This is a genomic window from Kribbella sp. HUAS MG21, from assembly GCF_040254265.1.
Taxonomy (GTDB): Bacteria; Actinomycetota; Actinomycetes; order Propionibacteriales; family Kribbellaceae; genus Kribbella.
This window is the reverse complement of sequence record NZ_CP158165.1, coordinates 2,538,194-2,564,347: the sequence shown is the minus strand read 5'-3', so window position 1 is coordinate 2,564,347 and position 26,154 is coordinate 2,538,194. Positions and strand designations below refer to the sequence as shown.

The window sequence follows — 26,154 nt, the reverse complement described above, 5'->3', positions numbered from 1 at the left end:
AGACAAGGTATTGCTTGTCTCCAGACCCCGGGGCTTATCGCAAGTTGCCGGCCGCTACGGCAGGAGTTCGGGGGTCAGGTCGGGGGTGGGCATGTCGGGGTCGAAGGGGTAGAGGGGGCGGAGTACGCCGTGGTGGCCCAGGCGGAGGAGGTCTTGGTCCACGCCGCCGGGGGTCAGGGCCAGGAGCCAGTCGGCGGCGAGGTTGTAGAGCTCGGGCTCGAGGTAGCCGATCTTGACGATGATCAGGTCGGTGGTGGCGGGGTCGAGGCCGAGGAGGGTGAAGTCGGCCAGGTGGTGGTACGGCTTGCGGCGGGTGGTGAGGATGGAGTGCAGGCCACCTGCCTGTACCACCGCAACGGTGCCGCCGACCGGATCCTCGGCGATGGAGAAGACCGTGCCGGACAGCGCGACCGGACCGGCGGGGCCGGAGTCGACCTTGCCGCCGGCGGTGACCTCGACCGGGTTGCCGATGCCCGCCGCGACACAGGCGGCGACGGCATCCGGATCGGTGATGCTGGCGTGGATCGCGGTGGCCTTGCCCGCGGTCAGCTCCTCGACCTGCAGCAGTTCGCCGAGCGTCCAGGACACGTCGCCCGCACCGCCCGCGGTCGGGTTGTCGCCGGAGTCGCTGATCAGGAACGGCCGCGCGTCACTCGCCAGACCGGCCGCGACGCACTCCGCCAACGTTCCCGTCGGCGCCACGAACTCGAACCCGTCCCGCGCGTCCCAGTACGCCTTCGCCAGCTCGGCGGCCCGCGCCGTGATCAGCTCGGTGTCGTCCCCGGTCACCACCACGGCCGCCCGGCACCGCGGCTCGTCCGCCCACGCGTACCCGACCCACACGGCCGCGTCCAGTACGCCGGGTTCGTCCGCGATCTCGCCCACGCGCCGGTAGATCGACTTCGCCGGCTCGAGCCGCGTCGACGTCTTCTCGCCCGGCAGCAGCACCGGCACCTGGATCCACGCCTTCGCCGGCTTCCCGAGCCCGGACCGCGCGCGCTCGACCAGGTTCCGCAGCGCACGCTCGCGGCTCTCCATCGCGTCCTCGTGCGGCGCCATCCGGTAGCAGGTGATCAGATCGACCGCGGTACCGAGCTCACGCGACACGTTCCCGTGCAGGTCCATCGAGGCCGACACGAGTACGTCGGGACCGAGCACGGCCCGGATCCGCGTGGCCAGGTCGGCCTCCGCGTCCTGCCGTCCGACGACGCTCATCGCGCCGTGGATGTCGAAGAAGAACGCGTCGAGCGGCCCCGCCTCCTCGAGGCGGGTGATGATCTCCGCGGACAACTCGTCGTACACCTCCGGCAGCACAGCACCGCCGGGCAGCGAGCGCGCGTGCAGCAGCGGGACCCACTCGATCCCCTGCGCCCAGTCCTTGCCGAGGAAGTCGTAGCGCTCGAGGATGCGGTCTCCCCGCCGTACGTCGAAATCCGCCAGCCCGGCGCGGTGCGGCGAGAACGTGCTGGACTCGATGGCAATCCCGGCAATGCCGATCCGAAGGTTCATGCCCAAAACTTGCCACAACCGAGCCGTTTCGCGCACGGTCCTCGTTAAAATCTGGACAAACTCGGACCGGTGGAGCCGCGGACCACGAGCTCAGTCGCGAGTTCGACGTGCAGCGCCTCGACCTCATGTCGGTCCAGCAGGCGGATCAGCAGGCTGACGGCCATCCGCCCCATCTCCTGCAACGGCTGCCGGACGGTGGTGAGTTGCGGCGTCGTCGCGCGCGCCAGGTCGATGTCGTCGAACCCGGCGATCGACACGTCACCGGGCACGGACAGCCCGCGATCCGCCGCGGCCTGCAGCGCCCCGATCGCCGCCTTGTCGTTGAACGCGACCAGCGCCGTCGGCCGCGGCTCGAGCTCGAGCAGTTCCGCCGCGGCGCGATAGCCGTGCGTGGTGGTCGGCTGCTCGTGCCGGATCAGCGCCGGGTCGGGAAGGATGCCGACGTCGGCGAGCGCGGCCGCGTGCCCGCTCAGCCGCTCATCCGCGGCCAGCCACTCGCGCGGACCGGCGATCACCCCGATCCGCGTGTGCCCGAGCCCGGTCAGGTACGACGTCAGTTGCCGGGCGCCGGCGTGGTGCGCGGCGGACACGGACGGGATGTCGCGGGGCAGCGCCGTCCGCGGATCCACGACGACGAACGGGAACCGCCGCGAACTCAGCCGGACCAGGTCCGCGCCCGGCTCGGGCGGCAGGATCAGGATCGCGCCGCCGATCTCCCGGCGCGACGCCAGCGACTGCAGCACGGGATCGTGCGCGGCGGCCTCGCCCGCGTTCAGGACGACCTGTCGTCCGTGGCGGTCCAGCGTCTCGGCGATCGACGACACGATCAGCCCGAAGTAGTCGGTGAGCACGTACGGGCAGCGCACGAAGACCGCGCCGTCGACCGGTTTCGCCGTACCGCCGCGAGGCGCCGGCGCGCGCAGTCCGAGCTCGGAGACGGCCTGTTCAACCAGTCGGCGGGTCTCCGGGGCCACGCTCCCCTGCTGGTTCAGCACCCGGGACACGGTCGCGATCGAGACGCCGGTCGCCGCCGCGACGTCCCGAACGGTCGCTCTACCGCGCGGCATTTGTTACATCCCGATGTTTCACGCTCAGCACTCTAGTGCACCGCTCCCAGACCTTGACAGTGCCTGATCGCAGACGTTTCCTGTGGCCGTTTGTTTCATCCCGAGGAGTGCGATGAGAACACCAGCCTTCGGCCTCGCGCTTGCGCTCGCGGCCGCTTCCCTGACCGGGCCCGCGCAGGCCCAGCCCCCGTCCGCCCAGGTCCGCGTCTGGGTCACCACTCCGGACCGTGCCGAGCTGCTTCACGAGCGCTCGCCGGTCAGGTTCCGGGACGGCGCGAGCGACCGCACCACGATCACGGTCGACCCGCGAACGACGTACCAGACCATGGACGGCTTCGGCGCCTCGATCACCGACTCGTCGGCCGCCGTTCTCCACCGGCTCAGTCCGGCGGACCGCGAGCAGACGCTGCGCAAGCTGTTCGACCCGCAGCAGGGCATCGGCGTCAGCTTCCTGCGCCAACCCGTCGGCTCGTCCGACTTCACCGCAGCGACCGAGCACTACACGTACGACGACGTACCGGCCGGGCAGACGGACTTCGGCCTGCGGCACTTCAGCATCGCGCGGGACGAGCCACAAGTGTTGCCGTTGCTCCGCCGCGCCAAGCAGCTCAACCCGCAGCTCAAGGTGATGGCGACGCCGTGGAGCCCGCCCGCCTGGATGAAGACCGGCGACTCGCTCGTCGGCGGCCGACTGAAGGACGACCCCAAGGTGTACGACGCGTACGCGCGCTACCTGGTGAAGTTCGTGGAGGCGTACACGCGGGCCGGCGTACCGATCGACTTCCTGTCGATCCAGAACGAGCCGCAGAACCGCAAGCCGAGCGCGTACCCGGGCACCGACCTGCCGGTGCGCCAGGCGGCAGCGGTCATCACCGCCCTGGGACCGCTGCTGCGGAAGGCCAGTCCGCGCACGAAGATCCTCGGCTACGACCACAACTGGACGACGCATCCCGGCGACGTCGCCTCCACCCCGCCCGGCGAGGACCCGGAGGCCGACTACCCGTACAAGCTCCTCCAGAGCCAGGCGGCCAAGTGGATCGCGGGTACGGCGTACCACTGCTACTCCGGCGACCCGTCGAAGCAGACCGACCTGCAGAAGGCGTTCCCGTCGAAGGGGATCTGGTTCACCGAGTGCTCCGGCTCGCACGGGCCGAACGACACCCCGCCGCAGATCTTCCGCGGCACGCTCACCTGGCACGCCCGCACCCTGATGACGGGTACGACGCGCAACTGGGCGAAGTCGGTCGTCAACTGGAACATCGCCCTCGACTCGACCGGCGGCCCGCACCTCGGCGGCTGCGACACGTGCACCGGCCTGGTCACCCTGCAGCCGGACGGCACGGTCACGACGGATGCGGAGTACTACACGATCGGGCACCTGGCGAAGTTCGTGAAGCCGGGCGCGGTGCGGATCGGGAGTACGTCGTACGGGACGACCGGGTGGAACGGGCAGCTGATGTCCGCCGCGTTCCGCAACCCGGACGGTACGACGGCGCTCGTCGTCCACAACGAGAACGACGACCCGCGGACGTTCGCGGTGGCGGTCGGTGATCGGTCCTTCGAGTACGAACTGCCGGGCGGAGCGGTGGCGACGTACACCTGGGGCCGGATGCCGGTCGACGTACCGCGGGAGCTGACCGCGACGGGCGCGACGGCGAGCGTGAACGGGGCCGGCGCGGGCTGGCTGGTCGACGCGGACGGCTCGACCGTGTGGCAGAGCAAGACCGCGCAGGCGCCGGGGCAGTGGGTGCAGGTGGATCTCGGCAAGGGGCAGGTGTTCCGGCGGGTCGCGCTGGACAGCGGCGGGAACGTCGGTGATCACGCGCACGGTCATGAGGTTGCCGTCAGCAACGATGGCGCTACCTGGCGGACGATCGCGAGCGGCGTGTCGAGCAGCCAGCTCACGACGGTCGACGTACAACCGACGTACGCACGCTATGTCCGCATCACCCAGACCGGGACCGCCGGCAACTGGTGGAGTCTGGCCGATGTGCGGATCTACCGCTGAGCTTCGATCCAGCAGGCGACCGCGGCCGCCTGTTCGTTGGTTGCAGCAATGACCTGGAGACCCACGGGAAGGCCGTCAGCCGGGATCGGGAGGCTGACGGCCGCGTGCCGGGTCAGATTCGCGAGGCGCGTGTTGGTGAGCAGTTGCTTGCGCACCTCGACGTCGGCCGCGCCGATCGGTGGCGCGGTGGTCAGAACTGTTGGTGTGACCACCGCATCCACCTGGCGCAGCACCTCGTCCAGCTCCGCGGTGATCCTCGCAGCGTCCACCCGCGCCCGCTCGTAGTCGGCCGGGCGGACCTGCGAGGCTTCCAGCAGGCGTTGGCGCACGTCGGGCTGGTAGCGGTCCTGGACGCGGCCGCGGTGGTTCGCCACGGCCTCGGGGCCTTGCAGGTTCGCAGCTGTGGAAAAGCTTGTGGACCAATCCGGTAGCCGTACCTCGACCAGGTCGAGCTTCTCCACAGCGGCCGACCACGCAACACCCACCTCCGGCGTGAACTCGAGGTACTCCGGGTTGCTGACGACTCCGAGGCGCGGCGCTGTGGTCAGGGTTGCCGCAGCTGGACCGGCCAGCGCGTCGAGGGCGTACGTCGCATCGGCCGCGGTCCGGGTGAGCACGCCGACGTGGTCCAGGCTCTGCGACAACGGGAACACCCGGTCGGCCGGCAGCGTGCCGTACGACGGCTTGAACCCGACGACCCCGCACAACGCGGCCGGGATCCGCACCGAGCCCGCCGTGTCCGTCCCGATCGCCAACGGCACCACGCCCGCCGCCACTGCGGCCGCCGACCCCGAACTCGATCCGCCGGTCATCCGCGACGGGTCGTGCGGGTTCCGGCACGGGCCGACGCGGTTCGACGTACCGGTGCAGCCGTAGGCGAACTCGTGCGTGTGCGACAGCCCGATCACGATCGCGCCGGCCGCACGCAACCGCCGTACGATCTCCGCGTCCTGGCGGCCGACCTCGTTCATCGCCGCGGACCCGCAGCGGTACGGCAGGCCCTCGACCTCGATGAGCTCCTTCACCAGCACGGGCACGCCGGCGAGCGCGCCCGTCCGGTCGTGCGCCGCGGCCGCCGTACGGGCGCCGTCGACGTCCAGGTGCACGACGGCGTTCAGGTCGGCGATCTCACCCGCGCGCTCGAGTGCGTCCTCGACCAGCCGCACCGGGTCCAGCGTGCCGTTCCGTACGCCGGTCGCGAGCTCCTGCACCGTCCTCACCTGCCCATCAGACCACGGAGAGGAATCGGAAACAGGGGCGTCACGCCGACTTGCTACCGTCCACGGGCATGGTGATCGAGGGAGTGGAACTGCGGCAGGCGCCGCCGACCGACCCTGACGTGCTCGCCCTCACGAGCGCTCAGCAGGCCGAGCTCGCGGCGACGTACGGCGAGGACCAGCCACTCGTCGCGCTGCATCCCGACATCGCGTTCACCGTGCTGGCGCTGGACGGAACGCCGGTCGGCTGCGTCGGCCTCCAGCCGGTCGCGCCGGGGCTCGGCGAGATCAAGCGGATGTACGTCGCCCCGGCCGCCCGCGGCTGGGGCCTGTCGCGCGTCCTGCTCGAAGCGCTCGAGACTCAGGCGAAGTTGGCCGGCCTGACCCGTCTCCGCCTCGAAACCGGCACCCGGCAGGTCGAGGCGATCGCCCTCTACACGAACCACGGCTACCGCCCCACCCCGCCGTACCCGCCGTTCGAGCACGAGGTCGCCTCGCTCTGCTACGCGAAGGACCTCTAAAGGTTCAGCACCAGGTGCTCGCCCTCGCGGTGGAAGCCGAGGTTCTTCAGGTACGGCGTGGAGTCGCGCATCCGGGGCGGCGCGATGACCTGGCGAAAGCCGTGCTCGGTGAACACGTCGCTGCGGCGGTACACGAACTCGCCCGGGGTGAAGTCGCGGTACTTCGGGACCACATAGTCGAGGTCGATCTGCGCGCGCCCGGTGCCGGCGTCGTGGGCGAGGACGACGCCAACGGTGCGGTCGCCGTGCTGGACCAGGAACGCGTACGGGCTCGTGCCGGGCGTGAAGCCGGGGTTGAACCGGCTGATGTCCTTGCGGTGCTGCTCCAGGACGAAGCCGAGGTACGCGTCGGTCTCGTTCACCTGGAGGACCTGGTACTCCGCCTCGTCGTGCCGGTGCCGGAGCAGCCGCCAGAGGTGTACGACGTTGATGACGGCGAGTACCGCGTTCATCCCGACCATCGGCCAGACGCCGACCACCGCGTTGAACCCGACGAGGATCACGCATCCGACCAGGTTCAGGATGCGCAACCGCAGGATCCGGGTCTGCAGCAACGACAGCACGACCAGCGCGGATCCGCCCCACCCGATGATGCTCCATACGTCCACAACGCGAGACTAGGGCCGTGAGCGAATATCTGTTGAACGGCGCACCTCTGGCGGTCGATCCGGGGGTACTGCGCGCGGCGGCGTACGGGCACTTCACGTCGATGCAGGTGCGCGACGGGCTGGTCGACGGGTTGTACCTGCACTTCGAGCGCCTGGATCGCAGTACTCAGGAAGTCTTCGGCCGGCCGCTGCCCGCGGACCGCGTACGCGCCGACCTCCGCGCCGCGCTGGAGCTAGCGGACTCCGGCAACCTCTCGATCCGCGTCAACGTCTTCGCCACCGCCGAGCTCAATCTGCTGGTCCACGTCGGCCCGCCGGCGGCCCCCGGCACCGAGCCGCTCCGCCTGCTCGCGATCCAGCACGAGCGCGCCGTCCCGCACCTCAAACACACCGGCAGCTTCGACCTCACCTACTACAGCCGCCAGGCCCAGCAGTCGGGCTACGACAACGCCGTCTTCCACACCCCCTCCAGCGACATCTCCGAAGCCACCATCTGGAACATCTGCTTCGCCCGCGGCCCGCACATCACCTTCCCGGCGGCCCCAGCCCTGCCCGGAATCCGCCAGCGACTCCTCCAACGCGCCCTGCCCACCTACGACACGACACCAGTCCCCCTGAGCGAGCTGTCGACCTACGACGCCGCCTACCTCACCAACTCCATCGACCCAGCCCTACCCGTCGCGTCGATCACCGCCGGCGAGCACACCATCACCTACACACCCCACGACGAGTCCGCCGCCGTCATCGCCAAGGCCTACGCCACCCAACAGCCACAGCCGATCTAGGAGCGCGCGGACCACCATTCGAGGAGTTTTTCGCGGGCTTGGTCCTCCCCGAGGGGGCCCTCGTCGAGGCGGAGGTTCATGAGGAACTTGTAGGCCTCGCCGACCTCGCGGCCCGGGGGGATGCCGAGGATCTGCATGATCTGGTTGCCGTCGAGGTCGGGGCGGAGGGCGTCGAGTTCCTCCTGCTCCTTGAGGCGGGCGATGCGGGCTTCCAGGTCGTCGTACGCGGCGCGGAGGGCCTCCGCCTTGCGGCGGTTGCGGGTGGTGCAGTCGGCGCGGGTGAGAACGTGCAGGCGTTCCAGCTGGTCGCCGGCGTCGCGGACGTAGCGGCGTACGGCGGAATCGGTCCACTCGCCGTCGCCGTAGCCGTGGAAGCGCAGGTGCAGCTCGATCAGCTTGCTGACCTGGTCGATCTGCTCGTTGCTGAACCGCAGCGCCTTCATCCGCTTCCGGGCCAGCTTCGCGCCGACCACGTCGTGGTGGTGGAAGGTCACCTTCCGCGCACCCTCGAACCTGCGGGTCTTCGGTTTCCCGATGTCGTGGATCAGCGCCGCGAACCGAACGACGAAATCCGGCGTCGGAACAGAGAGACGGGACTCCAGATCGATGGCCTGGTCGAGGACGGTGAGCGAATGCTGGTACACATCCTTGTGCCGCCGGTGCTCGTCCTCGGCGTCGAGGAGCGCCGGCAGTTCGGGCAGCACGTGCTGCGCGAGCCCGGTCGACACCAGCAGGTCGAGCCCGATCCGCGGGTGCCCGGAGCAGATCAGCTTCTCCAGCTCGTCGCGGACCCGCTCGGCGGAGACGATCGTGATCCGCTCGGCCATCGCCGTCATCGCCGCCACCACGGCCGGGTCCGGCGTGAACCCGAGCTGCGCCGCGAACCGCGCCGCCCGCATCATCCGCAGCGGGTCGTCACTGAACGAGTCCTCCGGCGTACCCGGCGTCCGGATCCGGCGGTGCGCGACGTCCTCGATGCCGCCGTACGGATCCACGAACTGCCGCGACGGCAGCCGGACCGCCATCGCGTTCATCGCGAAGTCCCGGCGGGCCAGGTCGCCCTCCAGGCTGTCGCCGTAGGCCACCTCCGGTTTGCGCGAGGTGGGATCGTAGGTCTCCGACCTGTACGTCGTGATCTCCAGGACCCACTCACCCTTGCGACAGCCGATGGTGCCGAACGCCTTGCCGATGTCCCAGACATGGTCCGCCCAGCCGGACACCAGCCGCTCGATCACGTCCGGGTGCGCTGACGTGGTGAAGTCCAGATCCTTGCTCCCCCGGCCGAGCAGAATGTCCCGGACAGGGCCGCCGACCAGCGCGATCTCGTGGCCCGCGGCGGCGAACCGGGCGCCCAGCTCGTCGACGACCGGAGCAAGTTGCAGCAACGCCTGGACCCCCCTCCGTTGGACGGCGGACAACGATCCGGCCGAGGCTGACTGGTCGGCAAATGGTGACACGGGGAACTAGGTTACGGTGACGGCGTGTTCAGACGGCGACTGAGGCTCTCCGCGGTGGCGGGGGCTTGCCTGCTGGTTGCTGCTTCGGCAGCGACTTCGGGCGCTCCGGCCGGTGCGGCGCCGGCCGACGAGCCGACCGTCCAGGTCACCATCGACTCGTTCGGTCCGGTCGCGCCGAAGCCCGGTCAGCCGGTGGTGATCAAGGGCCGGGTGACGAACACCAGTTCGGTGACGTTCAACGACCCGCAGGCGCTCGCCTGTATCGACCGCACCCGGCTGGCCAGCACCGCCGCCCTGGACGCGATCCCCACCGAGCAGAACATCCCGCTGAACGACCGGGACAGCTGCAGCAACCTGACCAACGACGAGCAGACCTTCCAGCCGTTCGACAAGCCGCTGGCACCCAAGGAGACGGTCGCGTTCTCGCTGACGGTGCCGTGGAAGGAATGGCGGATCACCGACCAGACCGGCGTGTACGTCGTCGGCGTCACGTTCCGCGGCCAACCGCCCGAGAACGGACGGATGATGGCCGGCCGCGCCCGGGTGCTGATGCCGGTGCTCGGCAAGCAGCCGCTGACCCGCGCGGTCAACACCGCCCTCGTCATCCCGCTGCGGCACCGTCCGACCCAGCTCGGCGGCCGGAACTTCGCCAACGAGTCACTCGCGCAGGCGCTCGCCCCGACCGGTTCGCTCGGCCGGCTGCTCGCGCTCGGCAAGAAGCACCGCGTCACCTGGCTGGTCGACCCGGCGATGCTGGACGAGATCCGGCAGCTGGCCAAGGGGTACGTGATCCTCGGCCAGAACGGCCAGACCACGCCCGGCACCGGTCAGGCCGTCGCGACCTCGTGGCTGCAGGAGTTCGACGCCGGCCGGACCAGGGGCAACCAGGTCGTCCTGCTGCCGTACGGCGATCCGGACGTGGCCGGCCTGCTGGACGCGGGCGACCCGCTGAAGAAGCTCGTCGCGCAGGCCCGGACGAAGACCGAACGCTCCGGCGGTGAGCTGGCGCCCGGTTTCACCAACGGACTCGCGCTGGAAGGCGGCGCCGCGGCCAGCCGCTACCTGGGCGCCGCGTCCGGAGGCTTCGCCGGCTCCACCCCCAACGACCTGAACCTGGTCACCAGTTCCTCCTGGTCCGCCGCCGACCGCCCGGTGCTGACCAGCACCCCGGTGTACGACGTACTCACCCCGGGAAGCCCCGACCAGTCGGTGCGCACGGTGATCGCGGACTCCTCGCTCACCGCGGGCGGCCCGGACGCCGGCACCGCTGACAACCCGCTCCAGGTCCGGCAGCGGTTCGCCGCCGTGACCGCGCTGATCGCGGCCGCCGGCAAGACGACGGCCTCGGTCGTCGCCCTGCCTCCGCGCGGCTGGGACAGCGACGGCGCCGCGACCACAGCGCTCGCGGCCAGCCTGTCGCTGCCCTGGATCAAGGCCACCGACGTCGCGGCGGTCGTGGCCGCCGCCCCGAGGCCGCAGACCGCCAAGCCGCCCACGGCGCGCAGGACGAACGGCACGCTCACCGAGTCCCAGCTCAACGGCATCAAGCAGCTCGACACCGCGACCACCACCATGCGGAACCTGCTCGTCGACGCGACCCAGCTGCCGGAGGTGATGGCCCAGGCACTGCTCCGGTCAACCTCGGCGGGCTGGGCCGGGTTCCCCGACGAGGCGCGCGCTTTCACCGCGATCGAGCTCGGCTCGGCCAACCAGCAGCTCGGCAAGGTGCGCCTGGTGAACGCCAGCGTGGACCGCGGGCTGCGTAAGGAGATCAAGGTCAACCTGGCCGGCAGCAAGGGCACGTTCCCGCTGACGATCACCAACGACACCGAGTCGTCGGTCCGGGTGGGCATCGTGGTCACGCCCGCGAACCGGTCCGATCTGAAGATCCAGCCGCTGGGGACCGTGGTCCTCGCCCCGGGCCAGAAGTGGACCCCGCGGATCACCGCGAGCGCCGAGCAGAACGGCCTGATCCGCGCCAACGCCCAGGTCACCACCGCCGGCGGCGAGCCGGTCGGCAAGTCGCAGGAGCTGCTGATCCAGGCCAGCCAGTACGGCAGCGTCGGCTGGATCCTGGTCGGCGCCGCCTGCGCCCTGCTGTTCGGTACGTCATTCGTCCGCATCTACCGCCGCGTGCGCATCGAGCGCCGCAACCCCGCCGCCGTCAGCACCGAGACCGCGGATCCCGCCCACGATCGCCCCGAGGCGAACGACGTACCCGAGACCCCGGGACCGTCGCTGAAAGAAGGAGTCGGTTCGAAGGATGGCTGACCGCACCCTGCGCTCCGCGGCGGTGATGGCAGCCGGAACGGTGCTGTCCCGCCTGCTCGGATTCATCCGGATCGCCCTGCTCGCGGCCGCGATCGGTACGGCGCTCCGCGGCGACATCTTCACCGCCGCGAACACCATCCCGAACAGCCTGTACATCCTGCTGGCCGGCGGCGTGTTCAACACTGTGCTGGTCCCGCAGCTGGTGCGCGCGATCAAGAACCACGACGACGGCGGCCAGGACTTCACCAACCGGGTGCTGACCTTCGGGTTCGTCGTCCTCGCCGTCGTCACGGTGGCCTGCGTCCTGCTGGCGCCCGCGATCGCGGAGCTGTACCTGCCGAAGGAGCTGCACGACCCGTCGCGGGTCACCGAGAAGGCGAACATGATCATGTTCGTCCGGCTCTGCCTGCCGCAGATCTTCTTCTACGGCGCGTTCGTCCTGGTCGGCCAGGTGCTGAACGCGCGGCGCCGGTTCGGCCCGATGATGTGGGCGCCGATCGCGAACAACATCGTCGCGTGCGCCTCGATCGTGGTCTTCCTGCTCGTCTACCGGACCGGTGACGACCCGCCGACGTACAGCCACGGCGAGGAGCTGCTGCTCGGACTCGGCCACACGATCGGGATCGCCGTCCAGCTGCTGGTGCTGCTGCCGTACCTGCGGGCGAGCGGTCACACCTACCGTCCGAAGTTCGGGCTCCGCGGCACCGGTCTGGGACACACTGCCCGATTGGGCATCTGGACCGTTCTGTTCGTCGCGGTGAACCAGGTGACGCTGGTCGTGGTCACCCAGCTCGCGATCGCCGGTAGCGCCTCGAGCGACCCCGGCGCGAAGGCGGGCCTCTTCGCGTACAGCACCGCGATGCTGATCATCCTGGTGCCGCACGGCATCGTCACGGTCTCGCTCGCGACCGCGGCGCTGCCGCAGATGTCCGCGCTGGCGGCCGACGGCGACACCGCGGAGGTGGGCCGGCTGTCCGCGCGGTCGATCCGGCAGACCTTGGCGATCGTGGTGCCGGCGGCGGCCGCGATGATCGCGTTCGCCTACCCGATCGTGACGATCATCGCCGGGTACGGCTCCGGCCGGAACAACCTGACGCTGATGTCGTACACGCTGATGGCGCTCGCGCTCGGGCTCGTGCCGTTCACCGTGCAGTACTTCCAGCTGCGCACGTTCTACGCCTTCGAGGACACCCGGACACCGTTCTTCCTGCAGTGCGTGATCGCGGCGACGAACATCGCGGCCGCGATCGTCGGGGTCCGGGTGCTGCTGGACGAGGAGCACCTGCGGTTCAGCGGCGTGGTGCTCGGCGCGGCGTACGCGCTGGCGTACCTCGTCGCCGTCCTGATCTCCCGGCCGGTCCTGCGGCGGAAGGTGCCGCGGGTGCCGGGCGCCGGGGTCGGGCTGCCGCTGCTCGCGATGGTGATCGCGGCGGTGGCGGGCGCCGGTGCGGGGCGGCTGGTGCTCTGGGCGCTGGGCCTCGCAATCGACTGGTCGGGCCCGCTCGGAGCGGTCCTGCAGCTCGGGGTCGCGGCCGTCGTGATGCTTCCGGTGTACGTCGGTGTGGCCCGGGTACTCCGTATTCACGAGGTGAACGACGTGGTGTCCATGGTCACATCGAAGTTGCCGATCCGCCGCTGATCCGGACCGCTTGTGCATTAGTGCACCACTTGCCGGGTCAGTAGGGCACTACGATGGGGCTGCGATCAGGCAGCTGGGGCATCAAGGAGGGCGAGAGACACCGTGTCGAACCAGACCGTGACCCCTGGTGCCCTGCTGGCCGGGCGGTACCGGATCGCCGAGCTGCTCGCGGAGATCGACGGCGCCCGGGTGTGGCGGGCCGTGGACGAGGTGCTCAGCCGCGCGGTCGTCGTCGACGTACTCCCGGTCGGTGACCCGCGGACCAACCTGCTCTTCGACGCCGCCCGGCGCGCCGCGGCGGCGAACGACCCGCGCTTCCTGCGGGTGCTCGACTGCGACATGCACGACGGTGTCACGTACTGCGTCCGCGAATGGGCGGGCGGCCGGACGCTGGAGCGGATGCTCGGCAGCGGACCGCTCACCGGGCAGCAGGCCGGCTGGCTGGCCCGCGAGGTGTCCGAGGCCCTCGAGAACCTGCACCGCACCGGCTACGCGCACGGCGCGATCAGCCCGGCGACCGTGGTGGTCACGGACGCGGGCGCGATCAAGGTCGTCGGCGTCGCCACCGAGGCGGCGCTGCGCTCGGTCGGCGCCGGTTCGCCGGAGGAGGACGTCCGCTCGCTCGGCGAGCTGCTCTACGCCTCGCTGACCGGCCGCTGGCCCGGACCGGCACCCCTGTGGGGCCTGCAGCCCGCGCCGGTGGAGCACGGGCGGCTGCTGAGCCCGCGCCAGGTGCGCGCCGGCGTACCGCGCTCGCTGGACGACATCAGCGACCGGCTGCTCGGCGACCCGCCGCGGCACCACGCCCCGCCGATCACCAGCGCGGCCGGCCTGTCCGCGGCGCTGTCCGGCGTCGTCGGCAGCTCGCACGAGCCGCCGAACCAGATGGACGAGACCGTTCAGGTCGCCCGGCAGAACGGCAGCATCGACGACGCCACCCAGGTGGTGCCGCAGGCGCCGCCGCCGGCGATCGACCCGACCCCGCAGCCGGCGTACGCCGAGCAGAACGGGTACGGCCGGCAGCCGGCCTACGATCCCGCGACCGACACCCGGCCGGTCCGCCGGCAGCCGCCGCCGAACGGCAACGGCCGGCGCCGCGACGAGCCGAAGCCGAAGGGCTCCTGGGGCGGCCGGATCCTGATCCTGCTCGCGATCCTGGCCCTGCTCTCGGTGATCGCGATGGCGCAGTTCCTGCTCAAGGGCGCGATGAACAACGACCAGACCGACGCCGACGGCGGCGCGAAGTCGAGCGCGCCACCGCAGACCAGCAGCACCCCGTCGGCGACCGCGGGCGGCGGCAAGGCGGCGATCGCGGGCGCCAAGGACTTCGATCCCGACGGTGACAAGACCGAGCGGCCGAAGGACGTGCCGAACACCTACGACGGTGATCCGAGCACGATCTGGAAGACCCAGACCTACCGGAACAAGCCGAACCTCGGCGGGCTCAAGCCCGGCGTCGGCATCATCTACGACCTCGGCGCGAAGACCCCGGTCTCGAACGTCGCGGTCGCGCTGCAGGGCGACGACACCAGCATCCAGTTGATGGTCCCGGAGGGCGACGCCGGCAAGTCGCCGTCCTCGATCGACGGCTGGAAGGCGGTCGCGACCCTGGAGGACCAGGCCGAGGGTACGGTGAACCTCAAGCCCTCGGCGCCGACCGAGACGCGGTACGTGCTGGTATGGCTGACCAAGTTGCCGAAGGTCTCCGGTGGCTACCAGGGCATCATCTCGGAGGTCTCGATCCAGAAATGACCGCTCACGTGGACTCGGGCAGCCCGCCGCCCCGGCCGGACGTCCCGCGCATCGGCGCGGACGAGCCGGTGGCCGGTGCTGCCCAGGGCCATGGGCCGACGAGCTACGACCAGCTGGACGACCACGAGCTGCTCCGGATGCACGTCGCCGGCAACCCGGACTCGTTCGGGTTCCTGGTCAAGCGGCACCGGGACCGGATGTGGGCGGTCGCGATCCGCACCCTCGGTGAGCCCGAGGAGGCGGCCGACGCGCTCCAGGAGGCGTTCATCTCGGCGTTCCGGCGGGCGGACTCGTTCCGCGGGGACGCGAAGGTGACCACCTGGCTGCACCGGATCGTGGTGAACGCGTGTCTGGACCGGATCCGCCGCCGCCAGGTGCGGGCCGCCGACCCGCTGCCCGAGGACGAGGACCGCGCCGCCGAGCTGGCCGGACCCGCCGAGGACGACCCGGCGGAGGTCCGGGAGCGCCGGCTGGACGTGCTGAACGCACTCAAGCAGATCAACGAGGACCAGCGCGCGGCGCTGGTCCTGGTCGACATGGAGGGCTACTCGATCGAGGAGGCGGCCGCGATCCTCGACTGCGCCCCAGGCACCGTGAAGTCGCGGTGCGCCCGCGGCCGTGCCAAGCTGCTCCCGCTGCTGCGGCACTGGCAGACGTCCCGGGATTCCGACGTACCGGAGAAGTCCGCCGCGGAAGCGGTGGGAACCGAATGAACGGGTACACCGTCGAAGCGAAGTCGCCTGCCTCTGGCGACCGGACGTACGACGCCTTCGACCGGAGTTTCCCTATGACCACGCTGCTGCCATGGCCGCGCACCTCCCGTGAGGAGGCGAGCCCCCGATGACCGACCCCGGTCTGCCGACCAGTGAGCACCTCGAGCACCTGGACACGGACACGATCGCCGACCTGATCGAGAACCTGCTGCCCGCCACCGAGGCGCATCGCGCTCGTGAGCATGTGAAGGCCTGCCCGGAGTGCCAGCAGACGTACGACGCCCTGCTGCAGCTGTCCGAGGACCTGGCCGAGGAAGGCCGCGCCGACATCCCGATCCCCACCGACGTCGCCGAGCACCTGGACGCGGTGATCGTCTCGGAGTCGGTACTGCGCGCCTCGACGGTCGGCGTGCACTCGCTCGCGCAGATCCGCGAGGAGCCGCGCCGGCACCTGCCGAAGCTGCTCGGCGCCGCGGCCGGTGTGGTGCTGATCGCCGCGCTGGGCGTCGGCGTGGTGTTCGCGACCAAGGACCAGGCGAACGACGGCGCCGCAGCCACCGACCAGAAGACGCCGCCGACGGACACGGTGACGATCAGCAGCAAGGACATCGGGAACCGGACGAAGCAGTGGCTCGACCACACGCCGGCGATCCTGCACGGCTCGACCGAGGAGCAGTCCTGCGCCCGGTCGTTCGCGGCCGGCCGCTCGAACTCGAACGTCCGGCTGGTCCAGCCCGCCAAGGTCGACGGCAAACGGGCCACGCTGATCGGGCTGCAGGGCGCGCGGCCGAGCGAGATCCAGGTCTTCGCGGTCACCGGGTGCAGTGTCGCGGGCGGCGTCGGCAACGAGTTCTACCACGTGACGATCACGCTGCACTGAGTAACCACATCGTCACGGCGCCGGACCGTGATGCGGACGGTGATGCGGCACACCGACCCGGTCGTGGGTACCGTGGGAATGGTCGGCCTCTAGGATCCGTTGAGTACGACGTCACTGTCTCGACGAACGAGGAACGCCTGCATGAGCGACTCCACCACAGTCCGCAACGTCATCATCGTCGGCTCCGGTCCGGCCGGTTACACCGCTGCGGTGTACGCGGCGCGCGCGGCGCTGGAGCCGCTGGTGTTCGAAGGCTCGGTCACCGCGGGCGGCGCGCTGATGAACACCACCGAGGTGGAGAACTTCCCGGGCTTCTCGCAGGGCATCATGGGCCCGGCGCTGATGGACGAGATGCGCACCCAGGCCGAGCGGTTCGGCGCCGAGCTGGTCGCGGACGACGTGATCGCGGTCGACCTGACCGGCGAGATCAAGGTCGTCACCGACTCCGCCGGCACCGAGCACCGGGCCAAGGCGGTCATCCTCGCGATGGGTTCGGGCTACCGCAAGCTCGGGCTGCCCGACGAGGACCGGCTGTCCGGCCACGGCGTGTCCTGGTGTGCGACCTGTGACGGCTTCTTCTTCCGCGACCACGAGATCGCGGTGGTCGGCGGCGGCGACTCCGCCGTCGAGGAGGCCACCTTCCTGACCAAGTTCGCGAAGAAGGTGCACCTGGTGCACCGGCGCGACGAGCTGCGGGCCTCGAAGATCATGGCCGACCGGGCGTTCGCCAACGACAAGATCGAGTTCCAGTGGAACTCCGAGGTCGGCGAGATCCACGGCGCGGACAAGCTCACGCACCTGACGCTGCGGGACACCGTGACCGGTGAGACCCGCGAGCTGCCGGCCACCGGCCTGTTCATCGCGATCGGCCACGACCCGCGCTCGGAGCTGGTCAAGGGCCAGGTCGAGCTCGACGCCGAGGGCTACGTGCTGGTCCGCCCGGACAGCACCGAGACCAACCTGCCCGGCGTGTTCGCGGCCGGCGACCTTGTGGACCACACCTACCGGCAGGCGATCACCGCCGCCGGCACCGGGTGTGCGGCCGCGCTGGACGCCGAGCGTTACCTGGCCACCCTCGAGGACGCGGCCACCGCCGCGGCCGCCGCGGCCACCCAGCCGGTTTCCGTCTGAACCCGACCACCACCGTTTAAGGAGATACGCCCGTGGGCGAGAAGATGAACGCTGTCACCGACGCCGAGTTCGACCAGACGGTGCTGAAGAGCGACAAGCCGGTCCTGGTCGACTTCTGGGCGGAGTGGTGCGGCCCGTGCCGCCAGGTCTCGCCGATCCTGGAGGAGCTGGCGCAGGACCACAGCGACAAGATCACGTTCCTGAAGATGAACGTGGACGAGAACCCGGTTACCCCGAGCAACTACCGCGTCACGGGTATCCCTACGATCAACGTCTACGTGAACGGTGAGCTCGCCAAGTCCATCGTCGGCGCCAAGCCGAAGGCCGCGCTGCTGAAGGAGCTGGCCGCCTTCACGGACTGACAGAGCACCGCCTGAAATTCCGCCACCTTGGCAAGGAGTCAGACCTGATGGAAGCCTCCCACGGCGTGTACCAGCTCGGCGACAGCGGTGAGGCGGTCGCGGAGATCGTCGGCAAGCTGCAGCGGCTCGGGCTGCTGACCGGCGGTCACGACGTCTACGACGAAGCGACCGCGGACGCCGTGCGGGGGTTCCAGCAGCAACGCGGGCTGATGATCGACGGTGTCGTCGGCCCGCAGACGTACCGCGCCATCGACGACGCGCGGTGGCGGCTGGGCGACCGGCTGCTGACCTACGTCCCGGCGCATCCGTTGAGCGGTGACGACGTCCTGAGCCTGCAGGCCAAGCTGCAGGAGCTCGGGTTCGCGGTCGCCCGGATCGACGGGATCTTCGGTGCCGACACCCAGCGCGCGGTGACCGAGTTCCAGCGCAACATGGGGCTGCCGGCCGACGGGACCTGCGGGCCGTCGACGTTCAAGGCGCTGCAGCGGATCCGCCCGATGGCGACCGGCGGCCGTCCGGACGCGCTGCGCGCCCGCGAGGCCGTCCGCGCCGCCGGGCCGCGGCTGTCCGGCAAGACCGTGGTGATCGACCCGGGCCACGGCGGCTTCGACTACGGCTGGGAGGGCTTCGGCCTGCGCGAGTCCGACATCGCGTACGACCTGGCCGCCCGGATCGAGGGCCGCCTCGGCGCCACCGGTGTCCGCGCGTACCTGTCCCGCGGCCGCGACCAGGGCCCGGACGAGCTGGCCCGGGCCGCGTTCGCGAACGAGACCGACGCGAACCTGTGCGTCTCGCTGCACACCGACGGTTCGATGAACCCGGCCGCGCAGGGCGTCGCGACGTACTACTACGGCAACGACCTGCACGGCGCGTCGTCGAGCGTCGGCGAGCAGTTCGCCGGGCTGGTGCAGCGCGAGATCGTCGCCCGCACCGACCTGCTGAACTGCCGGACCCACGCGAAGACGTGGGACCTGCTGCGGCGAACGAAGATGCCGGCGGTCCGGCTGGAGATCGGCTACGTGACCAACCCGCACGACTCGGCCCGGCTGGCCGACGCCGCGTTCCGGGACGTGATCGCGGAGGCGATCGTGGTCGCGATCCAGCGCGTCTACCTGCCACCGGAGCAGGACGCCGCCACCGGCATGCTCCGTTTCGGCCAGCTGACCGTCTAGTCGCCCTCGAGTTTGATCTTCGGCAGGATCCGGTCGAGGCCGCGCGGCAGCCACCACGCCCGCTCGCCGAACAACCGCAGTACGGCGGGAACGATGACGCAGCGGATCAGCAGCGCGTCGATGAGCACGGCGGTCGCGAGGCCGAGACCGAACTGCTTCAGCATCCGGTCCGGGCTGAGCAGGAACGCGCCGAACACCACGATCATGATCGCGGCCGCCGCGGTGATCACACTGCCGGTGGTCGCGAGGCCTTCGCGGACCGCGGCCCGGGCGTCCTTGGTACGGCGCCACTCCTCGTGGATCCGGGACACCAGGAACACCTCGTAGTCCATCGACAGCCCGAACACGATCGCGAAGATCATCACCGGCACGAACGCCTCGATCGGCCCCGCCTGCGCGCCGAACCAGCCCTGCTGGAAGACCAGCGTGATCACCCCGAGCGACGCGCCGATGCTGAGCAGGTTGAGGACGGCGGCCTTCAACGGGATCAGCACCGAGCGGAACACCGCCATCAGCAGCAGCGCCGACAGGCCGACCACCACCAGGACGAAGACCGGCAGCCGCTTGCTCACCGCCGCCGCGAAGTCGTCCGCGGCCGCCGTCGATCCACCGACCAGGTACGTCGCCCTGGTCTGCGACTCGAGCGCCGGCAGGGTGTCGTCGCGCAGGCGCTGCACGAGGTCGCTCGTCGCCGCGTCCTGCGGCGCCGACTTCGGGAACGCGAGTACAGTCGCGACCTTCCCGTCCGGCGTCACCTGCGGCGGCGTGACCGCGGCGATCCCCGGATCCGCCGTCAGCGTCCGGACCAGCGGCTGCGCCGCCGCCTGCCCGCCTTCGGTCACCACCACGAGCGGTCCGTTGAAACCGGGTCCGAACCCGTCGGCCAGCAGGTCGTACGCCTTCCGGCTCGTCTTCGCCGGGTCGTCCGTGCCGGCGTCGGCGAACCCGAGCCGCATGCCCAGCGCCGGCAGCGACAACGCGATCAGCGCCAGCACCCCGAGCACCAGCGGCACCCACGGCCCGCGCTGTACAACGGTAGCCAACTTGCGCCACCCGTCACCCGGCGTACGACGCTGCTTCGCGGCATGCTTGCGCACACTGCGCTCGATCCGCTTCCCGAACAGGGTCAGCAGCGACGGCAGCAGCGTGACCGCGGCGAGCATCGTCATCAGCACGGTCAGCGTGACACCGAGCGCGACGCCCTGCAGTGAACCGAGTCCCAGCGCCAGCAGGCCGAGCAACGCGATCACCACCGTGCAGCCGGCGAACATCACCGACCGCCCCGCGGTGTCCAGGGCAACGACCTTCGCGTCGGGCTCGTCCCGCAGCAACTCGTGCCGGTAGCGGGAGAAGATCAGCAGCGCGTAGTCGATCCCGACGCCGAGACCGACGAGCATCATCACCGGCGTCGTGTACTCCGGCACCGTGAACAGGTGCGACGCCAGCACCAGCAGTCCGACCGTGCTGCCGACGGCGAACACCGCGGTCAACAGCGGAAGAGTTGCCGCGAGCAACGATCCGAAGAGGAACACCAGGATCACCAGCGCCGCCAGGATGCCGGCGCCCTCGGACGCGCCGCCCGAACTCTCCGCGGCACTTCGCGCCAGGTCGCCGCCGACCTCGACCTGGAAGCCGGGCCGCGCGAACTCCTGCGCACGCTCGATGATCGTCCGGACGTCCGCCACCGGCATGTCCGCGGCGGTCACGTCGAGGCTCACCGTCGCGTACGCCGTACGTCGATCTGTCGACATGGCGCCCGGCGAGGCGAACGGATCGGCCACCGACGAGACGTGCGGCAACTCGCGCACCACAGCCAGCATCGAGGCCACCCGCGCCTTGTCGGCCTCCAGGCCGCCGTCGGCGCGGACGACGAGCTGCACCGAGGCGGTGTCGCCCTTCGGCTGGTGCGCCTCGAAGATGTCGGTCACGCGCTGGGAGTCGGTGCCCGGGAGCGAGTTGTCGTTCTTGTAGGCATTTCCGACCACCGTCGACGCCGCGGTCGCCGCGGCCAGGACGAGTACCCACAGCAGGACCGCCAGGCCGGCGTGCCGCATGGCCCACCCGGACACCCGGTGCAGCAGGCCGGGCCGGGTCGCCGGTCGGATCGGGGTTTCCACGGTCATCGCGCATCCTCAATAAGTAGATCAGCTACATGTTGCCTCTCGACATTAACAGACACATGAGTAGACTGGCTACATGAAGGCGGATGCGTTGCGTGGACACCTCGACCCGATGATCCTGGCGGTCGTCGAGCACGAACCCCTGCACGGGTACGCGATCATGGAGGCACTCCTGGAGCGAAGCGGCGGCGAGCTCGACCTGCCGACCGGCACGCTGTACCCGGCGCTGCGAAGGCTCGAGCGGGCCGGCTACCTGGCCAGCGAGTGGAGCACCGTCGGCGGGCGCAAGCGCCGTACGTATCAGCTCACGGCCGCGGGCGCGAAGATGCTTGCGTCCGGCAAGCAGGAGTGGCTGACGTTCCGGGCGGTCGTGGAAGGGGTGCTACGCCCGGGCCAGGCGTAGGCCGCGCGCGGCCTGCTGGCCGACGAAGAGCAGAGGCAGTACGACGAAGCCGCTGACCACCGCGAAGTCGAGCAGTCCGTTCGGGTGCGCGCTGGTCGCCGCCATCGCGAGGCCGATCCCGCCGATCGTCACGGCGTTCGCCAGCGCGAAGACCGTGGTCACGCGCGCCAGATGCGTCCGCACCACCGGGACCCGCAGGCCGATGCCGGCCGCGATCACGGCGAGGACCGCGCCGGCGATCGCCACCGTGCCGATCCCGCGGACCGCGGCCTGCAGGAAGTCGTTCAGCGGGTCGTGCACCTCGGGAGCGCTGTTCCAGCTCCAGGCGCCTTCCTGCCAGACGATCGGCTGCACGATCAGCGCGGCGAACAACAGGACCGCCGTACGCCGGCTCTGGCTGACGGCGAGGTCCTCGCGGTATCCCGGCGCGACCTCGGCCACGGTGCCGAAGTCCGCCACCGCCCGCAGCTCCGCCTCGTGCTGGTCCAGGCCCTCCGCCTCGAAGGCCTCGGTCGCGTCGGTCAGGTGATCGCGCGCCTCGGCCAGCAGGTCCGCCTTCCGGCGGCGCGGTCCCCTGAGCTCCCGGCTCAGCGCGGCCAGGTAGTCGTCGACCGGCGTACTGGTTCTGGACACCCCTCAAGTATGGGCAGGCCGGACCGGGCTCACGTCCGGGGTCCCACTGACTCTCCCCTGAGCTTCGCCCGGCGGCGCTGCCGGACGACGAAGAACCCGGCGTACCCGATCAGGACCAGCGCGAAGCCGACCTTCTCCGCCACCGGCGTCGCGCCCTCGGGCCAGATCGTGCCGTCCAGGTAGTGGTTGATGAACCCGCCCTCGTACGGCGTCTCGCCGCCGCGGCGCCGGAAGTACTTCTCCACGCCGGTGAACGGGCAGTCGTAGTCGACGATCACGATCGCGAGGTTCCACACCACGATCCCGAGGTGCACCCAGATCAGCTTCGCCCACTTCCAGGCCAGGAAGGCGCCGATCACGAAGAACAGCAGGAACGCGGCGTGCAGGACGAACATCGCGTCGCCGAGCGCCCGCCAGACCACGGTTACTCCGGCCCGGTGCGCAGCGCGTCGCGCACCGTCACGGGGGTGGGCGGCGCGTGCTCGGGCCGGATGGCGCCCATCAGCCGCTCGACCGCGGCCTCCATCTCGCTGCGCCAGGTGATCGCCGAGCGCAGGTCGAGCCGCAGCCGCGGATTGCGCGGATGCTCCCGCACCACGCCGAATCCGACGGCCCGCAGGAAGTCGGTCGGCCACACGCAGCCCGGCCCGTCCCAGCGCGAGTCCCCGAACGCCTCGACGGCCCGGAAACCACGCTTCAACACGTCCTTCGCAACCGCCTGGACAAGGATCTTGCCGAGTCCGAGCCCCAGGTACCGCGGCAGGATCCGCCCGGTGGCGAGCACGACCGCGTCCGGGCTGACCGGAGCCGTCGGGAACGCCTGGCTGCGCGGCAGGTACTTCGCCGGCGCGTACACCGCGAACCCGGCCGGTTCGTCGTCGACGTACAGCACGATTCCCGCGCTCCCCCAGTCGAGCAGCAACTGGGACAGCCACGCCTCCTTCTCGAGGCCGGTGTCGCCGTTGCGGGCGGCCTGGCGCGCGGCCACCGGGTCCAGCTCCCAGAACACGCAGTCACGGCACGGCACCGGGAGCTCGTCGAGATTGGCGAGCGTCAGCGGTTCGAGCCGTCGGGCCATCAGCGCGTCCGGGTTGTCAGCTTCGTCACAGGACCGGTCATCGGGTGACGGGTTCCGCCGCCGGCTCGGGGACGGGCCGTGGCGTCCGCGCGTCCGGGGTGCGGGTCGCCTCAGGGGCGACGTACCGCTGTTGCACCTTCTCGGCGGGTTGCCGCCGGAACAGTTCGCCGGCGAAGCCCGCCAGCACGCCCAGTAACAGGCCGCCGAGCGTCCAGCCGGCCGTCTTGCCCACGCTCATCCGCTCCTGCCTTCCCTTCCACCTCTCAGGCCGCACCCGCCGGCTGTCTCAGCAGCCAGATTCCGGCATGGTCGAACCTGCCCCTATAAGGCATGGTAGTGAGAGGTCACGCCGATCCCCAGCCCGGACTGCGGTGTCTCGACGTAACCTGGTGACTTCCCCCTCGATCACCGTTGGAGTGGCCCTCGTGAGTGCTGACGTGCCCGATGTCCGGCAGACCCGTCTCGACAACTACGTCGAGGCGTACGCAGCCCGGACCAAGGGCATGACCGCATCGGAGATCAGAGCCCTGTTCTCGGTCGCCAGCCGGCCCGAGGTGGTGTCCCTCGCCGGCGGCATGCCGAACATCGGCGGCCTGCCGCTGGACGTCGTCGGCAGCGCGGTCCACGACCTGGTGACCGACAGCGGCGCCACCGCGATGCAGTACGGCTCCGGTCAGGGCGACCCGACGCTGCGTGACCAGATCTGCGACATCATGCGCCTGGAGGGCATCGAGGCGCACCCGGACGACGTCGTGGTCACGGTCGGCAGCCAGCAGGCCGTCGACCTGGTGACCCGGGTGTTCTGCGACCCGGGCGACGTGGTGATCTGCGAGGCGCCGTCGTACGTCGGGGCGCTCGGCGTCTTCCGCGCGTACCAGTGCGAGGTCGTGCACGTCGCGATGGACGACGACGGCGTCGTACCGGAGGCCCTGGAGCAGGCGATCGCGTCGGTACGGGCCGCCGGCAAGCGGATCAAGTTCTTCTACACGATCCCGAACTTCCACAACCCGGCCGGGGTCTCGCTGTCCGACGAGCGGCGGGCGCGGGTGCTGGAGATCTGCCAGCAGGCGTCCGTGCTGGTGCTGGAGGACAACCCGTACGGGCTGCTCGGCTTCGAGGGCGAGCCGCAGCGGGCGCTGCGCGCGGCGGACCGCGAAGGGGTCATCTACCTGGGCTCGTTCTCGAAGACGTTCGCGCCCGGGTTCCGGGTCGGCTGGGCGGTCGCGCCGCACGCCGTCCGGGAGAAGCTCGTGCTGGCGCAGGAGTCGGCGACCCTGTGTCCGCCGACGTTCAGCCAGCTCGCCATCTCGTCGTACCTCACCCGGCACGACTGGATGGGGCAGGTGAAACAGTTCCGCGAGATGTACCGCGAGCGCCGGGACGCGATGCTCGCGGCGCTCACGGAGAAGATGCCAGCGGCAACGACCTGGACGCGGCCGCGAGGCGGCTTCTACGTCTGGCTGACGCTGCCGGAGGGCCTGGACGCCAAGGCGATGCTGCCCCGGGCGGTCACGGCGCGGGTCGCGTACGTGCCCGGAACCGCCTTCTTCGCCGACGGTTTCGGCTCCCAGTGCATGCGGTTGTCGTACTGTCATCCGACGCCGGAGCGGATCACCGAGGGGGTCGGCCGGCTCGCCGCGGTGATCCACGAGGAGCTCGAACTCCGGCAGACGTTCGGTCCGCTGCCGCCCGGCCACGGCCACGACTACGACGCCCCCGGACCGGAACTTTCGTAGGTGGGCTGCGCAAAGGTTGCGCAATGATCCCCGGGTGGACGGGGGTCGCTGACGCGGTAGGGGTACGGTTCCAGTGGGCCTCGGGACCGGCGGCCGTGCCGGAGTCGCCCACGAGTGATCGGGATATTTGTGATGAGTGATCTGGGTCGAGTGCTGGTACTGGCCGGTGGACTGTCGCACGAGCGGGACGTCTCGCTCCGGTCCGGCCGGCGGGTGGCGGACGCCCTGCGCAGTGTCGGCGTCGAGGCCGAGCAGCGCGACGTCGACGCCTCCCTGGTCGATCGGTTGCGGAACGATCCCCCGGACGCGGTCTTCCCCGTCCTGCACGGCGTCACCGGCGAGGACGGCGCGCTCCGCCAGGTCCTCGACCTGTACGGCGTCCCGTACGTCGGCGCGGACGCCGCGGCCTGCCGGACGGCGTTCGACAAGCCGGTCGCGTCGACGGTCGTCGGTACGGCGGGGCTGTACACGCCGGCGTCGGTCGTGCTCGGGCACGACACGTTCCGCGAGCTGGGCGCCGCCTCGTTGATGGCGGCCGTGGTCGAGCAGATCGGGCTGCCGCTCGTGGTGAAGCCGGCGCGCGGCGGCTCGGCGCTGGGCGCCTCGATCGTGCGGTCGGCGGACGAGCTGCCGTCGGCGATGGTGAACTGCTACGCGTACGGTCCGGTGGCGTTGATCGAGCAGTACATCGACGGGACCGAGGTGGCTGTCACGGTCGTCGACACCGGTGACGGGCCGCGGGCGCTGCCTGCCGTGGAGATCCGCCCGGACTCCGGGTTCTACGACTACGAGGCGCGGTACACCGCCGGCGCGACACAGTTCGTCGTACCTGCTCGGTTGGAGCCGGAGGCGGCCGGCGCGTGCGCTGCGGCGGCTGTGCAGGCGCACCAGGCGCTGGGGCTGCGGGACCTGTCGCGGACGGATCTGGTGGTCGACGCCGCGGGTGTGCCGTGGTTCCTCGAGGTGAACGTGGCGCCGGGGATGACCGAGACGTCGCTGGTGCCGTTGGCCGCCGAGGCGGCGGGGATCGAGCTGGGCGTGCTGTGCCGCGACCTGCTCGCTGCTGCTGCGGCTCGCTGAGAGGTCTCTGCT

General features: G+C 70.6%; 24 protein-coding genes. 14 read left to right on the top strand and 10 right to left on the bottom strand.

Annotation, left to right across the window (positions count from 1 at the left end):
• Positions 1 to 54: 54 nt before the first annotated feature.
• Both ABN611_RS12410 and ABN611_RS12405 read right to left on the bottom strand, forming a co-directional pair.
• The gene (locus ABN611_RS12410; protein WP_350279985.1) at positions 55 to 1,509 is read right to left on the bottom strand and encodes a M81 family metallopeptidase; all 1,455 of its coding nucleotides are present in this window, start codon (positions 1,507 to 1,509) and stop codon (positions 55 to 57) included.
• Between the two features lie 44 nt (positions 1,510 to 1,553).
• Positions 1,554 to 2,576: a LacI family DNA-binding transcriptional regulator gene (locus ABN611_RS12405; RefSeq protein WP_350279984.1), complete on the bottom strand. Its 1,023-nt coding sequence runs from the start codon at positions 2,574 to 2,576 to the stop codon at positions 1,554 to 1,556.
• Between the two features lie 112 nt (positions 2,577 to 2,688).
• Here ABN611_RS12405 and ABN611_RS12400 point away from each other — a divergent pair, with 112 nt between their 5' ends.
• Positions 2,689 to 4,584 carry a glycoside hydrolase family 30 beta sandwich domain-containing protein gene (locus ABN611_RS12400; protein WP_350279983.1) on the top strand — a complete coding sequence of 632 codons (1,896 nt, stop codon included), beginning with the start codon at positions 2,689 to 2,691 and terminating at the stop codon, positions 4,582 to 4,584.
• On the opposite strand, the gene ABN611_RS12395 is transcribed toward ABN611_RS12400, so the two are convergent.
• Positions 4,575 to 5,804 (bottom strand): amidase, encoded by a 1,230-nt coding sequence (locus tag ABN611_RS12395; protein WP_350279982.1) that lies wholly within the window; start codon positions 5,802 to 5,804, stop codon positions 4,575 to 4,577. The two genes, ABN611_RS12400 and ABN611_RS12395, sit on opposite strands and share 10 nt — an antisense overlap.
• 68 nt (positions 5,805 to 5,872) lie before the next feature.
• On the opposite strand from ABN611_RS12395, the gene ABN611_RS12390 reads away from it, so the two are divergent.
• On the top strand, positions 5,873 to 6,322 hold the full coding sequence (locus ABN611_RS12390) for a GNAT family N-acetyltransferase (RefSeq protein ID WP_350279981.1): 450 nt from the start codon (positions 5,873 to 5,875) through the stop codon (positions 6,320 to 6,322).
• On the opposite strand, the gene ABN611_RS12385 is transcribed toward ABN611_RS12390, so the two are convergent.
• Positions 6,319 to 6,930, bottom strand: coding sequence for a hypothetical protein (locus ABN611_RS12385; RefSeq protein WP_350279980.1), 612 nt, complete (start codon positions 6,928 to 6,930; stop codon positions 6,319 to 6,321). The two genes, ABN611_RS12390 and ABN611_RS12385, sit on opposite strands and share 4 nt — an antisense overlap.
• Before the next feature lie 17 nt (positions 6,931 to 6,947).
• Between ABN611_RS12385 and ABN611_RS12380 the strand changes: the two genes are divergently transcribed.
• Entirely contained in the window at positions 6,948 to 7,715 is a 768-nt protein-coding gene (locus ABN611_RS12380) for an aminotransferase class IV (RefSeq protein WP_350279979.1), read from the top strand.
• On the opposite strand, the gene ABN611_RS12375 is transcribed toward ABN611_RS12380, so the two are convergent.
• On the bottom strand, positions 7,712 to 9,133 hold the full coding sequence (locus tag ABN611_RS12375; protein WP_350281634.1) for a CCA tRNA nucleotidyltransferase: 1,422 nt from the start codon (positions 9,131 to 9,133) through the stop codon (positions 7,712 to 7,714). The genes ABN611_RS12380 and ABN611_RS12375 overlap by 4 nt on opposite strands.
• Positions 9,134 to 9,196: 63 nt before the next feature.
• Between ABN611_RS12375 and ABN611_RS12370 the strand changes: the two genes are divergently transcribed.
• The 8 genes from ABN611_RS12370 to ABN611_RS12335 all read left to right on the top strand — a co-directional run bounded on the left by ABN611_RS12370 (position 9,197) and on the right by ABN611_RS12335 (position 19,092).
• Positions 9,197 to 11,443, top strand: coding sequence for a hypothetical protein (locus ABN611_RS12370; protein ID WP_350279978.1), 2,247 nt, complete (start codon positions 9,197 to 9,199; stop codon positions 11,441 to 11,443).
• Positions 11,436 to 13,082, top strand: a complete 1,647-nt coding sequence (gene murJ, locus ABN611_RS12365; RefSeq protein WP_350279977.1) for a murein biosynthesis integral membrane protein MurJ — start codon at positions 11,436 to 11,438, stop codon at positions 13,080 to 13,082. The genes ABN611_RS12370 and murJ overlap by 8 nt, the downstream gene beginning before the upstream one ends.
• A 102-nt stretch (positions 13,083 to 13,184) precedes the next feature.
• Positions 13,185 to 14,834, top strand: coding sequence for a hypothetical protein (locus ABN611_RS12360; RefSeq protein ID WP_350279976.1), 1,650 nt, complete (start codon positions 13,185 to 13,187; stop codon positions 14,832 to 14,834).
• Positions 14,831 to 15,547: an RNA polymerase sigma factor SigM gene (gene sigM / locus ABN611_RS12355; protein ID WP_350279975.1), complete on the top strand. Its 717-nt coding sequence runs from the start codon at positions 14,831 to 14,833 to the stop codon at positions 15,545 to 15,547. The genes ABN611_RS12360 and sigM overlap by 4 nt, the downstream gene beginning before the upstream one ends.
• A 127-nt stretch (positions 15,548 to 15,674) precedes the next feature.
• Complete coding sequence (locus tag ABN611_RS12350; protein ID WP_350279974.1) at positions 15,675 to 16,427, top strand: hypothetical protein; 753 nt, start codon at positions 15,675 to 15,677, stop codon at positions 16,425 to 16,427.
• A 141-nt stretch (positions 16,428 to 16,568) separates the two neighbouring features.
• The gene (gene trxB / locus ABN611_RS12345; protein WP_350279973.1) at positions 16,569 to 17,558 is read left to right on the top strand and encodes a thioredoxin-disulfide reductase; all 990 of its coding nucleotides are present in this window, start codon (positions 16,569 to 16,571) and stop codon (positions 17,556 to 17,558) included.
• Between the two features lie 32 nt (positions 17,559 to 17,590).
• Positions 17,591 to 17,920 carry a thioredoxin gene (gene trxA / locus ABN611_RS12340; protein ID WP_350279972.1) on the top strand — a complete coding sequence of 110 codons (330 nt, stop codon included), beginning with the start codon at positions 17,591 to 17,593 and terminating at the stop codon, positions 17,918 to 17,920.
• 47 nt (positions 17,921 to 17,967) lie between these two features.
• Positions 17,968 to 19,092, top strand: a complete 1,125-nt coding sequence (locus ABN611_RS12335) for an N-acetylmuramoyl-L-alanine amidase (protein WP_350279971.1) — start codon at positions 17,968 to 17,970, stop codon at positions 19,090 to 19,092.
• On the opposite strand, the gene ABN611_RS12330 is transcribed toward ABN611_RS12335, so the two are convergent.
• Positions 19,089 to 21,215 (bottom strand): MMPL family transporter, encoded by a 2,127-nt coding sequence (locus ABN611_RS12330; protein ID WP_350279970.1) that lies wholly within the window; start codon positions 21,213 to 21,215, stop codon positions 19,089 to 19,091. The two genes, ABN611_RS12335 and ABN611_RS12330, sit on opposite strands and share 4 nt — an antisense overlap.
• 73 nt (positions 21,216 to 21,288) lie before the next feature.
• Here ABN611_RS12330 and ABN611_RS12325 point away from each other — a divergent pair, with 73 nt between their 5' ends.
• Positions 21,289 to 21,615, top strand: coding sequence for a helix-turn-helix transcriptional regulator (locus ABN611_RS12325; RefSeq protein ID WP_350279969.1), 327 nt, complete (start codon positions 21,289 to 21,291; stop codon positions 21,613 to 21,615).
• On the opposite strand, the gene ABN611_RS12320 is transcribed toward ABN611_RS12325, so the two are convergent.
• From ABN611_RS12320 to ABN611_RS12305, 4 genes are read right to left on the bottom strand one after another with little or no spacing between them, the layout of a single operon-like run.
• Positions 21,595 to 22,248, bottom strand: a complete 654-nt coding sequence (locus ABN611_RS12320) for a permease prefix domain 1-containing protein (RefSeq protein ID WP_350279968.1) — start codon at positions 22,246 to 22,248, stop codon at positions 21,595 to 21,597. The two genes, ABN611_RS12325 and ABN611_RS12320, sit on opposite strands and share 21 nt — an antisense overlap.
• Positions 22,249 to 22,277: 29 nt before the next feature.
• Entirely contained in the window at positions 22,278 to 22,670 is a 393-nt protein-coding gene (locus tag ABN611_RS12315) for a DUF2784 domain-containing protein (protein ID WP_350279967.1), read from the bottom strand.
• Between the two features lie 2 nt (positions 22,671 to 22,672).
• On the bottom strand, positions 22,673 to 23,326 hold the full coding sequence (locus ABN611_RS12310; protein ID WP_350279966.1) for a GNAT family N-acetyltransferase: 654 nt from the start codon (positions 23,324 to 23,326) through the stop codon (positions 22,673 to 22,675).
• Positions 23,327 to 23,363: 37 nt separating this feature from the next.
• Positions 23,364 to 23,564: a hypothetical protein gene (locus ABN611_RS12305; RefSeq protein ID WP_350279965.1), complete on the bottom strand. Its 201-nt coding sequence runs from the start codon at positions 23,562 to 23,564 to the stop codon at positions 23,364 to 23,366.
• 187 nt (positions 23,565 to 23,751) lie between these two features.
• On the opposite strand from ABN611_RS12305, the gene ABN611_RS12300 reads away from it, so the two are divergent.
• Together ABN611_RS12300 and ABN611_RS12295 are read left to right on the top strand one after the other, a co-directional pair.
• Positions 23,752 to 25,062: a PLP-dependent aminotransferase family protein gene (locus ABN611_RS12300; protein WP_350279964.1), complete on the top strand. Its 1,311-nt coding sequence runs from the start codon at positions 23,752 to 23,754 to the stop codon at positions 25,060 to 25,062.
• Between the two features lie 132 nt (positions 25,063 to 25,194).
• On the top strand, positions 25,195 to 26,142 hold the full coding sequence (locus tag ABN611_RS12295; RefSeq protein ID WP_350279963.1) for a D-alanine--D-alanine ligase: 948 nt from the start codon (positions 25,195 to 25,197) through the stop codon (positions 26,140 to 26,142).
• Positions 26,143 to 26,154 lie beyond the last annotated feature (12 nt).